The sequence below is a fragment of the Methylobacterium trifolii genome (assembly GCF_022179685.1).
GTDB classification, from domain to species: Bacteria; Pseudomonadota; Alphaproteobacteria; order Rhizobiales; family Beijerinckiaceae; genus Methylobacterium; species Methylobacterium trifolii.
In genome coordinates, this window is record NZ_BPRB01000042.1 from 1 (window position 1) to 13,685 (window position 13,685).

The window sequence follows — 13,685 nt, forward strand, 5'->3', positions numbered from 1 at the left end:
GCGCCGCGGGCCGCGGCGACCGCGCTGGCCTGCGCGCCGGCCCCCTGGCGCTGCCGCATCTCACCGCGCTCGGCCTCGGGCTGGCCGCAGAGGGCGCGACGGGCCGGGTTCCGCCGGGCCTCGAACCGGACGGGCCGCCGCGCGGCGCCTACGGCCACGCGGTCGAGACGGCGTCCGGCAAGGACACACCGTCCGGCCATTGGGAGATCGCAGGCCTGCCCATGCGCGAGCCGTGGGGGCGCTTTCCCGACACGAGGCCCGCCTTCCCCGAGGCCCTGACCCGCGACCTGATCGCGCAAGGGGGCCTGCCCGGCATCCTGGGCGACCGGCACGCGGCCGGCCTCAGTATCGTGGAGGAACTCGGGGCCGAGCACGTCCGCACGGGCAAGCCGATCTGCTACACCTCGGGCGACAGCGTGTTCCAGATCGCGGCCCACGAGGAGTCGTTCGGGCTCGAACGCCTCTACGACCTCTGCCGCACCGCGCGGGCGATCTGCGACGGCTACCGCATCGGACGGGTGATCGCCCGGCCGTTCACCGGCTCGGCCGAGAGCGGGTTCCGCCGCACCGCCAACCGCAAGGACTTCTCCGTGGCCCCGCCCGGCGAGACCCTGCTCGACATGGCCGAGCGGGCGGGGCGGTCGGTCGTGTGCGTCGGCAAGATCGGCGACATCTTCGCCCACCGCGCCACCGGGCGCGAGATCAAGGCCGCCGGGAACGCCGCCTGCTTTGAGGCGGCGCTCGATGCCTTCCGCGACCTGCCGGAGGGCGGCCTCGTCTTCCTGAACCTCGTGGATTTCGACACCGAGCACGGCCACCGCCGCGACGTGCCGGGTTATGCGGCCGAACTCGAAGCCTTCGACGCCCGCCTGCCGGAAATCGTGGAGGCCCTGCACCCGGGCGATCTCGCCCTGATCACCGCCGACCACGGCAACGATCCGACCTGGAGGGGCACCGACCACACCCGCGAGCAGGTTCCGATCCTCGCCTTCGGCCCGGCAGTGCCGGCCGGCCCGGTCGGCCGGCGCGAGACCTTCGCCGACATCGGCGCCACGGTGGCGGCCCATCTCCGCCTGCCGCCGCCGGCATTCGGCCGATCCTGGTGGTGAGGAGATTGATTTCATGCGCGACGACGACGAACGCCCGAAAGCGCCCGCGACCCACGCGATCGGACAATCCCTCGACACGCTCTCGATCGCCGACCTCGACGAACGCATCGCGTCGTTGAGGGCCGAGGTCGCGCGGCTGGAGGCGGCCCGCGTGGCCAAGCAGGCGGCGCTCGGGGCGGCGGACGCCTTCTTCAAGCGCTGACGGACCGTCGCGAGCCGCCTCTAAGCCTGACCGAGGCCGAAAGATCTAGAGGGTCTTTTCGAGCAGGCCCTCGATCCATTCGGGCTGGGTCTCGCCCACCGACCGGCCGGTCTCGGTCTCGCCCTTGTAGGCGATCAGCGTGCTCTGCATCCGCACGTTGAGCCGCCGGAGCAGGTCCTTCTGGCTGTCGAAATCGATGTCGAAGATCTGAAGCTCCTTGAACCGCGGCTCCGCGGCGAGCTTGGCCAGGATCGGCTTCTGCGTCTTGCAGATCGGGCACCAGGGCGCGCTGACCTCGACCAGGATCGGCTTGCCGGCCTTCTGCGCCGCCTCGAAGGCGCCCTGCGAGAACGGCACCGGCTCGGCCGCCGCCGCAGGGGCGCTCCCGAGGGCGGCGAAGGCGAGGAGCGCGAGGAGGCGGCGGCGCGTGGTCATTCCGGCGATGTCCTGGCGGGCGTCCCGCATGAGGGCGATCCGAGCGTCATACGCGCCGGCTCCGATCCCGGCCCGTCACATCATCGAGATGACGTCGGAATCGTCCGAGCTTTGGCGATCACACGTTACCCGCCTCCCGCTGCCGGCCCTCCTCCGCCACGACCTCGGACAGGTCGCCGGCCGCCAGGTCGTCCATCGGCCGCCGGACCCGGATCGCGCGGGTCGGCTCCCCGGCCCGCATCACCAGGACCACGGTCTCGATGTCGGGGCAGCCCGGATCGGCGCAGGCGATCTCGTTGACGGTCAGGGCATCTGCCTCGCCGAGGCCGAGGGCCGCCACGAGGTCGCGCTTCAACCGCGCAGACAGGGCGGACCGCTCCGCAGAGCGTGCCCGCCACGCCTTGAGGCTGACGAACGCCATCGTCTCAGGCGCTCCCCAGCGGCGAGACGGGGCAGGACCTGCGTGGTGCGGGTCGGGCAGCCTGCTGCGAGGGACGGTCGATCATCGGGTCGCGATACACGTCTCGGAAAAAGGGTGACGCCGTCCGCGGAGCGGATCCGCCGAGAGAGAACGTAACACTATCACATTCGTCGTTCCCGTGCGCGTCGAGCGTCGAGGTATTTTTGTGTCTATCGGTAGACACGCGATGCCCAATCCGGGTCCCCTCTGGTAGAGAATCCTAGCGCCGGGCGGATGATTCCGCTCGCCGGTGGCGACGCTTCGATACTTCGTCGCACGGAAAAGGCGGCGGTCGGAGCCTGCCGCCTGAAACCAACCCGACGTTCGCCCGTAATCAGGTGCGCGTGTTGAGGAAGACCCATTGCGACCCTGGCGGGACGGACCGGGAGACCGGCGCAGCTACCATCACGGGAACCTCAAGGAGGCCCTGATCGAGGCCGCGCGCCGGTTCATCGCCGAGCGGGGCATCGGCGGCTTCACCCTGGTGGACGCCGCCCGCCTCGTCGGCGTGACGCCCGCCGCCCTGTACCGCCATTTCCGCGGCCGGGAGGCCCTCCTCGAGGAGCTGGCCGGCCGGGGCTTTGCGGACCTAGCCGAGCGTCTCGCCCGCGCGCTCACCTCCCGCGGCACGCCGCTGGAGCGCTTCACGCGGATGGGGGAGGCCTACCTCGCCTTCGCGGAAGAGGAGCCGGGCTATTACGCGGCGATCTTCGAGACCCGCGGGACGCTCGCCGGCGTCGAGACGGGCGCCCGGCCCACGCCGTTCGACCTCCTGGTGGAGGCGCTCCAATCGACCTTCCCGGACGGGTTCGGCGGCGTCGCGCCCCGCTTCATCGCCCTGGAAGTCTGGGCCCTGTCCCACGGCCTCGCCACCCTCGCGGCCGCCGGCCACCTGCCGAAGGGGCCGGGCATTCCGGACAAGTACGAGCTGCTGCGGGCCGGCGTGCTCGCCCTCGTCCACGGGGCCGGGGCGTCCCGGCAGTCCTGAGCCGGATTCGGCAGGCCCTTGAAACCCCGAAACCGAGCCCGCATGTTAACGCTGTTCACATGAACAGCGGAGCCTCCCGTGAGCACATCCTCCTCCCCTTGGGCGAACGGCAAGGTCTGCCGGTCCGGCCCGTTTCCGCGACGATCCCTCGAGATCGGCGCCATCGTCGTCGGCTTCATCTACTGGTGGCCGATCGGTCTGGCCCTCGTCGCCTGGAAGGTGGCGGGCTATCCGGCCTTCAACGAGTTGCGTGACTACGCCCGGCGCGGTGCGGCCGGCTTCGAGGGCGGTGCGCGCTCGACCTCGCGCTTCGCCCGTGCCTTCGAGGCGGCCAGCCGCCGCGGCACCAGCGGAAACTGGGCCTTCGACGAGTATCGCAAGACCGAGATCGACCGCCTGGAGGCGCAGCGCCGCGCCCTTCAGGAGGAGAGCCGTGCCTTTGCCGAGTTCGTCGAGGAGCTGAAGCGGGCCAAGGACCGCGAGCAGTTCGACGCCTTCATGGCCAAGCGCCGGACGGAAGGCTCGGACGGCAAGCCGTTCAGCGCCTGATCGAGCCGGACTGTCGACGATCGAGGGCCTCCCGCGGATGCGGGGGGCCTTTCTTTTTGCCTGCGTCGCGTTGCGCGCGCCGTCGCGGTTGGGCACACCCAAGCGGGCGGATCGAAAGGGCGGGTTCATGCAGGCGGCGCAGGTCACGGTGGTGGACCACCCCCTCGTGCAGCACAAGCTGACGCTGCTGCGGGACAGGGACCGCTCGACGCAAGGCTTCCGCAACCTGCTGAACGAGATCGGCATGCTGCTGGCCTACGAGGTCACCCGAGACCTGCCCTTGGAGCCGGTGACCATCGAGACGCCGATCCAGGCCATGGAGGGCCGCCGGCTCCAGGGCAAGAAGCTGGTGCTCGCGCCGATCCTGCGGGCCGGCGTCGGCTTCCTCGACGGAATGCTGTCGCTGCTGCCTTCGGCCCGCGTCGCCCATGTCGGGCTCTATCGCGATCCCGAGACGCTGGAGGCGGTCGAGTACTACTTCAAGGCGCCGTCCGACCTCGCCGACCGCACCGTGCTGGTGCTCGATCCGATGCTCGCCACCGCGAACTCAGCGGTCGCGGCCCTGCATCGCCTGAAGGAGCGGGGCGCGCAGGACCTGCGCTTCGTCTGCCTGCTTGCCGCCCCCGAGGGCATCGCCCGGTTGCAGGCCGCCCACCCCGAGGTGCCGATCTGGACGGCGGCCATCGACAGCCACCTCAACGATCACGGCTACATCGTCCCCGGCCTCGGCGACGCCGGCGACAGGATGTACGGCACCCGCTGAGCCATCCATGTCAAAGGGTCGTTCGGCGCTGGGCACAGAGGGCGAGGGCCGGCCCGTTGACGTGATGCGTCTCCTCGAAGTTGATCGTCAGCGCGTAGCCCTTGTCGCGCAGGTAGGCGAGCAGGCTGTCGCGCTCCAGCCACATGGCATGGGCGTCCGCGCCGCCGCTGAATCCCCGCCAGGACTTGGCCGCCTCGGGATACCGCCGCCGGACCCCGCGATAGGGCGTTCCGGCAAGCGCCTGCGGCGCCGAGAACAAGGCGCGGTCGTCCCGTTCCGCCACGAGCGCGGGATCGAAGACGTGCGTCCAGAGGAAGATGCGGTCGGCCTTGGCGCAGATCAGCTCCAGGAGCCGGAGCGGGTCCGTCATGTGGTAGAGCACGCCGCAGGCCACGACGAGATCGACGGGCGCGCAGGTCTCCAGGTAGGGCACGAAGCTGCCGAGCTTGAACCGGGTCCGTTGAAGGCCGAATATCTCCTTCACGCACAGGCACTTGAGGAAGGCGCGCGGGTTGGCCTCGACGGCCGTGATCGAGCCTGCGCCGAACCGTTCGAGCATCGTCGCATGGGCCCCTTCCAGGGGCCCGAGTTCGAGGACGTCCAGGCCGTCCAGCGGCCCGAGGACCGCGTTCGCCCATTGGAGCCGGTCGTCCTCGAACAGCGCGGCATGACCCGGCTGTACGGTGACGCCCAGGTCGGCGGGCATGCGCGACGACCACTCGCCCTTGAACAGGTCGAGGACGTTCTGGTCGGACGGCGCCGTGCTGAGGAGCTTCGGCTCGACGGTCATGATCGGGGCTCTCGCATGGGAGGGTCGGCCGCCGTTTACCAGAGAACCGGCGATAAGGCAGAGCGCGGATTGATCCGCGGCGTCTCACGCCCGTCGGCGCGTGGCGCGGGCTTGCCAACGGCGCGGGCCGCCGCAACTAGAAGCGCAACAGGGAGAATGCGATGTCCGCCACGCCGAGCCTGCCCAACACCATGCGCCAGATCCGCTTCGACGGCGCGGGGGGCCCCGAGGTCATCGCCGTCGAGACCGTGCCCGTGCCGCAGCCGGGGCCGGGCCAGGTCCTGATCGAGGTGGTCGCCGCCGGCGTGAACCGTCCCGACGTCATGCAGCGGGGGGGCAAGTATCCGCCGCCGAAGGGGGCGACCGCGGTGCCCGGCCTGGAAGTCTCCGGACGCGTCGTCGCCCTGGGCGAAGGCGTCTCCGCTCCGTCCCTGGGAAACGAGGTCTGCGCCCTGACGATCAGCGGCGGCTACGCGGAGTTCGCGGCCGTCGAGGCCGGGCACTGCCTGCCCAGACCCGGGCCGCTCTCCCTCATTGACGCAGGCGGCATCCCCGAGACCTTCTTCACGGTCTATTCCAACGTCATCCAGCGCGGACGGCTCAAGGCCGGCGAGACCTTCCTGGTCCATGGCGGGTCGAGCGGCATCGGCTCGACGGCGATCCAGATCGCCAAGCACCACGGCGCGCGCGTTCTGGCCACGGCCGGCTCGGCCGAGAAGTGCCGCTTCTGCGAAGACCTCGGCGCGGAGGCCGCGATCAACTACCGCGAGACGGATTTCGCCGAAGAGGTCAAACGGCTGACGGACGGCAAGGGCGTCGACGTCATCCTCGACATGATCGGTGCGAGCTACCTCGAGAAGAACATCGCTTCGCTGGCGGTGGAAGGCCGCCTGGTGCTGATCGCCCTGATGGGCGGCTACAAGGTAGAGGCCTTCAACATCACGCCGATCATGATCAAGCGCCTGACGTTCACGGGCGCGACCCTGCGCCCCCGGTCCAAGGCGGAGAAGGCGGACATCGCCGTGGGGCTTCGCCGCGATGTCTGGCCGCTGCTCGATGCCGGCACCATCCGGCCGGTGATTCACGCCACCTTCCCGCTCGATGACGCGCGCAAGGCCCACGAACTGATGGAGTCGAGCGCGCATCTCGGAAAGATCCTGCTCACGACCGGCCGCTGAACCCCGGGTCGAGGCGCAGGTGCGACGCCGTGACAGGAACCAGCATCGGCGGGGCGGCGTTCGCCCCCCAGTGAGTTCACGCCTGTCGCGTGCACGGATCGAGGGTTCTCAATGGCCGAGAAGTTGAACGACCAGAAGGCTCGGCAGGGTGAGCGCGGCAAACCCGCTCTCTGGGTGCTGGTAGCGAGCTTGGTGCTGGTCGCGGTCGCGGCTGTCGTTCTGCTTACCTGGAACGGCGCGAATGCTCCCAAGGACTATGCCAGCCAGAGCCAGGACGCCTCCCGCAAGGAAGTGACCGGCTCGGTGACCGGTCAGTCGAATGCGCCGTCCTCGGGCAACACGAGTGGTGTCCCGGCCGGCAACCCCGCCTATCCCCAGAAGTCGACGCCCGGCACCGAGGGTGGCAGCACTCCGAAATAGCGCTCGCACGACCGCAGACGTCCCGGCGCTCAGCGCGTCGGGACAGGCGTCTCGCCGCGATAATCGTAGAAGCCGCGCTTCGTCTTGCGGCCGAGCCAGCCGGCCTCGACGTATTTCACGAGGAGTGGGCAGGGGCGGTACTTCGAATCGGCCAGCCCCTCGTACAGGACCTGCATTACCGAGAGGCAGGTATCCAGGCCGATGAAGTCCGCAAGCTGCAACGGCCCCATCGGGTGGTTCGCGCCGAGCCGCATCGCGGTATCGATGGATTCCACGGACCCGACACCTTCGTAGAGCGTGTAGATCGCCTCGTTGATCATCGGCAGCAGGATGCGGTTGACGATGAAGGCCGGGAAATCCTCCGACATAGTCGAGATCTTGCCGAGCTTGGCGATGAAGGCCTTGGCCGCCTCGTAGGTCGGGTCGTCCGTGGCAATGCCCCGGATCAGCTCGACGAGCTGCATCAGCGGCACCGGATTCATGAAGTGGATCCCGATGAAGCGTTCGGGCCTATCCGTCGATGCGGCCAGTCGCGTGATCGAGATGGACGAGGTGTTGGTCGCGACGAGCGCTTCCGGGCGCAGGGCCGGACACAGGTTCGAGAAGATCTCGCGCTTGGTCGCCTCGTTCTCCGTCGCCGCCTCGATCACGAGGTCGCACGGCGCCAGATCGTGGAAGCTGCGGGCGGCGACGATCCGACCGAGGGTCATCCGGCGCTGGTCGTCGTTGATCGTCCCCTTGGAGACCTGTCGCCCGAGGTTGCCGTCGATCCCGGTGATGCCGACGCTGATCCGCTCGGCATCCCGGTCGTTCAACAAGACATCGAGACCCGCCGCGGCGCAGACCTGGGCGATCCCGCTGCCCATCTGGCCGGCTCCGATGATGCCGATCCGCTTGATATCGATGCCCATCTCGCGACCTGCGTCCTCGGAAGCGTGCAGCCGGATCGGCTGTCGAACTCAATTGCGCTGCGCCGCAAGTGCGAAGACCCGCGAAACCCGCGACGCAACAACCTTCTAGCGCATTCCGTCCGAGCGACGGAACCCTTCCGATCGTGCAGTGCGGCAGACGCCGCCCGCGATGAAACCGGAACGGCGCCCGCCTCAGCCCTTGGCCTTGCCGATCTCGGCCTGCAGGTCCGGTACGACCTGGAACAAGTCTCCGACGAGGCCGTAATCGGCAACCTGGAAGATCGGTGCGTCCTCGTCCTTGTTGATCGCGACGATGACCTTCGAATCCTTCATGCCGGCCAGATGCTGGATCGCGCCCGAGATGCCCACCGCGACGTAGAGGTCCGGCGCCACGACCTTGCCGGTCTGGCCGACCTGCCAGTCGTTGGGCGCGTAGCCGGCATCAACCGCCGCGCGGGAGGCGCCCACCGCGGCGCCGAGGCTGTCGGCAAGCGGCTCGATCAGTTCCTTGAACTTGTCGGCGGAGCCGAGGGACCGGCCGCCGGACACGATGATCTTGGCGGATGCCAGTTCCGGACGATCGGACTTGGCGATCTCCTCGCCCTTGAAGCTCGATCCGCCGGCCTCCGGTGCGGCTGCCGAGAGGGCCTCGACCGTCGCTGCCTCACCGCCTTCGCCGGTGGCCTTGAAGGCAGCCGTGCGGACCGTGATCACCTTCTTGCCGGAGGCGACCTGGACGGTCTGGATCGCGTTGCCGGCATAGATCGGGCGCTCGAAGGTGTCGGGCGAGACGACCTTGATGATGTCCGAGACCTGGGGCACGTCCAGCAGCGCGGCGACGCGGGGCAGGATGTTCTTGCCGGTGGTCGTGGCCGAGCAGACGATCGCATCGTAGGGCTCGGCGATCGACACGATCAGCGCGGCGACCGGCTCGGCCAGATCGTGGTCGTAGACCGCATCCTCGCCGTTGAGCACCTTCTCGATGCCGTCGAGTTTCGCAGCCGCCTCGGCGGCAGCCTTGCTGCCCGATCCCAGGACGAGGGCGTGGATCGGGCCGCCGAGTTCCTTGGCCGCGGTCAGCGCTTTCAACGTGCCGTCCTTGATCTCGGACTGGGCGTGCTCGACGAGAAGGAGAGTGGCCATGCTGTCTTCTAACCTCGAAACCTCGGGATTGCGGATCGCTCGACCACCGGGGCGGGAGCGATCCGGACGATCGATCGATCAGATCACGCCGGCTTCGCCCTTGAGCTTCTGGACGAGTTCGCCGACCGAACCGACCTTGACGCCGGCCGAGCGACCCGGCGGCTCGGCGGTCTTGAGAATCGTCAGCTTCGGCGTGACGTCGACCCCCAGCGCGTCGGGCGCCAGCTCCTCCAGAGGCTTCTTCTTCGCCTTCATGATGTTGGGCAGGCTGGCGTAGCGCGGCTCGTTCAGGCGCAGGTCGGTCGTGACGATCGCCGGGAGCTTCAGGCAGACCGTCTGCAGGCCGCCGTCGACCTCACGGGTGACGTCGATCTGCCCGTCGCCGAACTCGATCTTGAAGGCGAAGGTGCCCTGCGGCCAACCCAGCAAGGCGGCGAGCATCTGGCCGGTCTGGTTGGAATCGTCGTCGATGGCCTGCTTGCCGAGGATGACGAGTTCGGGGCTCTCCTTCTCGACGACCGCCTTGAGGATCTTGGCGACGGCCAACGGCTCGCAGGCGACGTCCGTCTTCACCAGGATGGCCCGGTCCGCGCCCATCGCGAGGGCGGTGCGCAGGGTCTCCTGCGCCTGTTGCGGCCCGATGGAGACGGCGACGATCTCCGTGACCTTACCCTTCTCCTTCAACCGGATCGCCTCCTCGACGGCGATCTCGTCGAAGGGGTTCATCGACATCTTGACGTTGGCCAGTTCGACACCGGACCCATCGGCCTTGACGCGGATCTTCACGTTGTAATCGACGACCCGCTTGACGGGCACCAGAACCTTCATGGCGGTCACTATCCTCCACGCCGAATGTCTTGTCGGACGATGCGGCACCTAGCGCGGATCGCGCGGAAGGGCACCTCACCAACTCCCGATCACCGGGAGCCCTCTCTTTGGGTATGGACGGCGCAGCGGGAGGTTCGTGACGGACACGAATTCCCGGCCGGCTCGCACAGCGCGCGGACCGTAGCGGCCACATTTCCGCCTTGTCAACGCGCGCGGAGGCGACCTTTCGAAAAGGCCCCAGGCGACGATCAGCGGTGATTCGGCATGGTGGTACGGCAAATCCGCGCGCGGCGACTACCGGTTGGCGCCGGGCACCCACAGCACGTCGTCCGCGCCGTTCGCGTTCGCGGCACGGCTGGCGACGAAGAGGAAATCGGAGAGGCGGTTCAGGTATTTCAGGGCCTCGGGAGAGACGGTCTCGCCCTCGGTCGCGGCCAGTTGCACGGCCAGACGCTCCGCCCTGCGGCAGACGGTCCGCGCGAGGTGCAGGGCGGCCGAGGCCGCCGATCCGCCGGGGAGGACGAAGGATTTCAGCGGCGGGATGTCGGCGTTGAGCGCATCGATATCGGTTTCGAGCCGCTCGACCTGGCTCTGGACCACCCGCAGCGGCTCGTAGGCCGGCGGCTCGGTGCTCGGCGGGGTCGCGAGGTCGGCGCCGAGGTCGAACAGGTCGTTCTGGATCGCCCCCAGCATCGCGCTCAAGCGTGCGTCCGCGTGAAGGCGGGCGAGGCCGACGCAGGCGTTGGTCTCGTCGACGGTGCCGTAGGTCTCGACCCGCAGGTCGGCCTTCGAGCGGCGCTGCCCATCGGCCAGCGCCGTGGTGCCCTTGTCGCCCGTCCGGGTGTAGATGCGGTTGAGGGTGACCACGGGTTGCGGACGCCTTTCCGGCTCAGAAGGTGTAGCCGAGCTTGCCGCCGAAGTTCGTCAGGCCGCGGTTGTTGGCGCAGAGCCCGGCGTTCGACATGTGCTCGACGGTCGCCATGATGCTCCAATGCTCGGTGATGCGGAAGCCCAGGGCCGCCGCCTCGCGAAACAGCGGCGAGCAGCCGAGCGCGTTGAAGCCGAAGGGGGTGTCGGCCTTCTGGCCGGTGGCGCCGTTATGGGCGCCGGCGCCGAAGAAGCCTTCCAGGAACACGGTGTTCCTGAAGGTCTGCGGGAAGAGTTCGACCGTCCAGGTTGCGCCGAGATAGGCGTAGCTGGTCTTGCCGCCGAAATTGTAGCTGCCGCCCACGGTCGGGCGCGGCACGAACGCCTGCCAGAACGGGTCGAGGCTGACCCGCGGCTTGGCGAACAGGATCTCGCCGTTGACGTTCTCGGTGTTGCGCTCGGCGCTGCCGGGGTCCTGCACGGAACCGCCGATCCGCACTTCGGAGACGATGCTCAACGGCTGTGCCGGCGGCGCGTAGGCGGCGGGGCGCGGCGCGTAGCCGAGATCGGCCGCGGCGACTGGCGAGATCGCCGCGAGGGTCGCGGCGCCGATGAGGAGGCGTTGGAATCGGGCGATCATGCAGGGTGATCCATCAGAACCGCCCATCCGTATCACGCTGACGGACCGCTGCGGCCGGCCGGAGGCCTGGAATCATCCCACCGAAGCTTGAAACCGGCCCGGTGCGGCCTGACGGTCACACCCGTCTCAGGCGGACCGCCACCAGACCACGCCCATGATGACGACGATGGCGATGAACTGGAGCAGCACGCGCAGGCGCATGAGCTTCTGGGACACGTTCGCGCTGCCGCCGCGCATCATGTTGGCGAGGCCGAGGAGCAGCACGGCCGCGACAGCGATGCAGGCGATGAGGACGAGGGTGTTGGCCGACATGGCTTTGGGGTCTCTGAAATCCGAATCCGAGGCGTGACGGGTTCACGCCCGCGATCGTGAAGCCGTATGGCATATTCCGTCGACGGGCCCGGCGCAGGCCTGGGGCTGGTCAATTCCGTCGCAGCAGGCGCTCGAAATAGTCGAGTTCCTCCCGCGGCCGGCTCGGATCGCCGAGCTTGCGCCGGAGTTCCTCCATGATCCGCCGGGCGCGCTGCACCGCCGATTCGTCGGCCCCCGGCACGCGCACCCGTCCGTCCGTCATGTCGCGGCCGCGGGTCGGCCGGCCGAGGGGGTCGTCGTCCCGGGAACCGGCCTGACCCTGCTGGCCGGGCTGCTGCCCGCCCTCCTGCTCGCCCTGGCCCTCGCCCTCGGCCATCTCCTGCATCTGCTGCTGCATGCCTTCGGCGCCGCGCTTCAACCCGTCGAGGGCACGCCCCTGGGCATCGACGGCGTCGCCCGGCCTGCCCTGCTTGAGGGCGTTCTCCGCCTCGCGCATGGCGTCCTCGGCATCGGAAAGGCCTTCCTCGCCCTTCATGCCGTTCTCCTTCATGCGCTTCTCGAGGTCCTCCAGGCGCTGGCGCAGAGCCTGCTGACGCTCTCCGGCGCTACCCTCCCCTTGCTGGCCTTGCTGGCCTTGCTGGCCCTTGCCGCTCTGGCCCTGCTGTCCGGGCTGCTGGCCCTGTTCGGCTCCCTGCTGACCGCGCTGGCCCGGCGGCTGCCCGCGCTGCGGCCGCTGGCCGCGCTGGCCCTGCTCGGCGCCGCGCTTGTCCTGGCCCTCCTTGAAGGTCTCGTCCCGCAGGCCCTGCTGGTCGCGGGCCATCTGGTCGAGTTCCTTCATCTGCTTCTGCATCTCGCGGCCGGCCTGATCGGACTTGCCGCCCTGTTCGGCGCTCTGGAGATTCTCCAGGATGTTGCGCAACTGCTCCATCAGGCGCTGGGCTTCGGCCGTGTCGCCGCGCTTCATCGCCTCGGCCATGTCCTTGAGCATCTTGTCGAGGTCGTCCGGCGTGACAGACTTGGATTGCTGGCCGCGCTCACGGCGCTCGCCCTGGTCCCGGGGCTCTTTGCCCTGCTTCTGCGCCATCTCCTTGAGGAACTTGTCGAGGGCCTGCTTCAGGTCCTGGGTCAGGCGCTTGATCTCGTCGTCGGGGGCGTTCTTGTCGATGGCCTCCTTGAGGCGGTCCTGGGCCTGCCGCAACTGCTTCTCGGCGTCCGACAGGTCGCCGTCCTCGATCTTGAGAGCCATCTCCCACAGGAGGTCGGCGACCTCCGTCAGGTCGGCATCCGTGCGGGCCCGGCGCAGGCGCAAGGCCGCGGTCTTGAGGCCGAGGAAGACGCCCGGCTGCGGCGTGAACGAATCCGGGGCGATCAGCAGCGCGTCCAGCGCCGTCTGGACGCGGCGCCTTCCGGAACCCGGCGCGGTGACGAGGCGGCGGCGCTCCTCGGCCAGCGACCGCGCCAGGGGATCGCGGAAGGGGCGGGCCGGCAGCACCATCTCGACCGTCGCGGTCCGGCCCTCCTGACCGGCCTCGTCCTTCACCACGATGGTGAAGCGCACACGCGCGCCCGACCACGGGTTGTCCGTGAGGTCGACGAGGGTCTTCGTGTCCGTCTCGCCGGCGGCATCGACTGGGAGCGCCAGAGCGATGCGCGGCGGCGGAACCAGGGTGCGCTCGTCGGCGAGGGGCTCCACCACCCCCTCGGCCGAGCTGATGCCGTAATCGTCCTTGCCGCGATAGGTGAGGTTGAATGTGCCACGCCCGTTGACCTCGGGCCCGCCGACGCTCTTCACCTCGGGGGGATGGTCCGGGATCGCCTCGACGACGAGGCGCTGCCGGCCGGCCGGCGTGGTGATGGCGAGTTCGGCCTGCGGTCCGAGGATCTGGTATCGCTCCTCCCGCAGGTCCGGCCGGGCTTCCCGACCTTCGACGGGCTTCAGGCCGGCATTGGGCGCCAGCACGGTCTGCGCGGCGGCCTGCCCCTCGCCGGCGATCCGCACGATGAGCTGCGAGTTCACCGGCGTGCGCAGCCGCTGCTCGCCGCCGGTCATGGTGATGAGGAGCGGCGGCATCCGTGTGTAGAGCGGCGGG

At 69.2% G+C, this 13,685-nt stretch carries 17 protein-coding genes; 7 read left to right on the forward strand and 10 right to left on the reverse strand.

Annotation, left to right across the window (positions count from 1 at the left end; genetic code table 11):
- Both COGEMETH_RS03580 and COGEMETH_RS03585 read left to right on the forward strand, forming a co-directional pair.
- Positions 1-1,109: phosphopentomutase (locus COGEMETH_RS03580; RefSeq protein ID WP_238181253.1), on the forward strand; the 1,109-nt coding region annotated here is incomplete at its 5' end.
- Positions 1,110-1,122: 13 nt separating this feature from the next.
- Positions 1,123-1,311 (forward strand): DUF1192 domain-containing protein, encoded by a 189-nt coding sequence (locus tag COGEMETH_RS03585; protein WP_238181254.1) that lies wholly within the window; start codon positions 1,123-1,125, stop codon positions 1,309-1,311.
- 45 nt (positions 1,312-1,356) lie between these two features.
- Here the strand turns inward: COGEMETH_RS03585 and COGEMETH_RS03590 are convergent, their stop codons facing one another.
- Together COGEMETH_RS03590 and COGEMETH_RS03595 are read right to left on the reverse strand one after the other, a co-directional pair.
- The gene (locus COGEMETH_RS03590; RefSeq protein ID WP_238181269.1) at positions 1,357-1,746 is read right to left on the reverse strand and encodes a thioredoxin family protein; all 390 of its coding nucleotides are present in this window, start codon (positions 1,744-1,746) and stop codon (positions 1,357-1,359) included.
- A 118-nt stretch (positions 1,747-1,864) separates the two neighbouring features.
- The gene (locus COGEMETH_RS03595) at positions 1,865-2,167 is read right to left on the reverse strand and encodes a hypothetical protein (RefSeq protein ID WP_238181255.1); all 303 of its coding nucleotides are present in this window, start codon (positions 2,165-2,167) and stop codon (positions 1,865-1,867) included.
- Positions 2,168-2,567: 400 nt separating this feature from the next.
- Here COGEMETH_RS03595 and COGEMETH_RS03600 point away from each other — a divergent pair, with 400 nt between their 5' ends.
- The 3 genes from COGEMETH_RS03600 to upp all read left to right on the forward strand — a co-directional run bounded on the left by COGEMETH_RS03600 (position 2,568) and on the right by upp (position 4,506).
- Complete coding sequence (locus COGEMETH_RS03600; RefSeq protein WP_238181256.1) at positions 2,568-3,194, forward strand: TetR/AcrR family transcriptional regulator; 627 nt, start codon at positions 2,568-2,570, stop codon at positions 3,192-3,194.
- Between the two features lie 78 nt (positions 3,195-3,272).
- Positions 3,273-3,743 carry a DUF2852 domain-containing protein gene (locus tag COGEMETH_RS03605; protein ID WP_238181257.1) on the forward strand — a complete coding sequence of 157 codons (471 nt, stop codon included), beginning with the start codon at positions 3,273-3,275 and terminating at the stop codon, positions 3,741-3,743.
- Positions 3,744-3,870: 127 nt separating this feature from the next.
- Complete coding sequence (gene upp, locus COGEMETH_RS03610; RefSeq protein ID WP_238181258.1) at positions 3,871-4,506, forward strand: uracil phosphoribosyltransferase; 636 nt, start codon at positions 3,871-3,873, stop codon at positions 4,504-4,506.
- A 10-nt stretch (positions 4,507-4,516) separates the two neighbouring features.
- Here the strand turns inward: upp and COGEMETH_RS03615 are convergent, their stop codons facing one another.
- Positions 4,517-5,296: a class I SAM-dependent methyltransferase gene (locus COGEMETH_RS03615; RefSeq protein WP_238181259.1), complete on the reverse strand. Its 780-nt coding sequence runs from the start codon at positions 5,294-5,296 to the stop codon at positions 4,517-4,519.
- 161 nt (positions 5,297-5,457) lie between these two features.
- On the opposite strand from COGEMETH_RS03615, the gene COGEMETH_RS03620 reads away from it, so the two are divergent.
- Positions 5,458-6,474 (forward strand): NAD(P)H-quinone oxidoreductase, encoded by a 1,017-nt coding sequence (locus COGEMETH_RS03620; protein WP_238181260.1) that lies wholly within the window; start codon positions 5,458-5,460, stop codon positions 6,472-6,474.
- Positions 6,475-6,585: 111 nt separating this feature from the next.
- A complete protein-coding gene (locus COGEMETH_RS03625; protein ID WP_238181261.1) occupies positions 6,586-6,894 on the forward strand; it encodes a hypothetical protein in 309 nt (102 codons plus the stop codon).
- A gap of 29 nt (positions 6,895-6,923) precedes the next feature.
- On the opposite strand, the gene COGEMETH_RS03630 is transcribed toward COGEMETH_RS03625, so the two are convergent.
- The 7 genes from COGEMETH_RS03630 to COGEMETH_RS03660 form a co-directional block, all read right to left on the reverse strand.
- The gene (locus tag COGEMETH_RS03630) at positions 6,924-7,805 is read right to left on the reverse strand and encodes a 3-hydroxybutyryl-CoA dehydrogenase (protein WP_238181262.1); all 882 of its coding nucleotides are present in this window, start codon (positions 7,803-7,805) and stop codon (positions 6,924-6,926) included.
- Between the two features lie 192 nt (positions 7,806-7,997).
- Complete coding sequence (locus COGEMETH_RS03635) at positions 7,998-8,948, reverse strand: electron transfer flavoprotein subunit alpha/FixB family protein (RefSeq protein ID WP_238181263.1); 951 nt, start codon at positions 8,946-8,948, stop codon at positions 7,998-8,000.
- Between the two features lie 78 nt (positions 8,949-9,026).
- A complete protein-coding gene (locus COGEMETH_RS03640) occupies positions 9,027-9,776 on the reverse strand; it encodes an electron transfer flavoprotein subunit beta/FixA family protein (protein WP_238181264.1) in 750 nt (249 codons plus the stop codon).
- A gap of 294 nt (positions 9,777-10,070) precedes the next feature.
- Positions 10,071-10,643, reverse strand: a complete 573-nt coding sequence (locus COGEMETH_RS03645) for a cob(I)yrinic acid a,c-diamide adenosyltransferase (RefSeq protein WP_238181265.1) — start codon at positions 10,641-10,643, stop codon at positions 10,071-10,073.
- Positions 10,644-10,665: 22 nt separating this feature from the next.
- Positions 10,666-11,283, reverse strand: coding sequence for an acyloxyacyl hydrolase (locus COGEMETH_RS03650; protein WP_238181266.1), 618 nt, complete (start codon positions 11,281-11,283; stop codon positions 10,666-10,668).
- A 126-nt stretch (positions 11,284-11,409) separates the two neighbouring features.
- The gene (locus tag COGEMETH_RS03655) at positions 11,410-11,595 is read right to left on the reverse strand and encodes a twin transmembrane helix small protein (RefSeq protein WP_238181267.1); all 186 of its coding nucleotides are present in this window, start codon (positions 11,593-11,595) and stop codon (positions 11,410-11,412) included.
- A 109-nt stretch (positions 11,596-11,704) separates the two neighbouring features.
- The coding region (locus COGEMETH_RS03660) for a TIGR02302 family protein (protein WP_238181268.1) at positions 11,705-13,685 on the reverse strand (1,981 nt) is incomplete at its 5' end.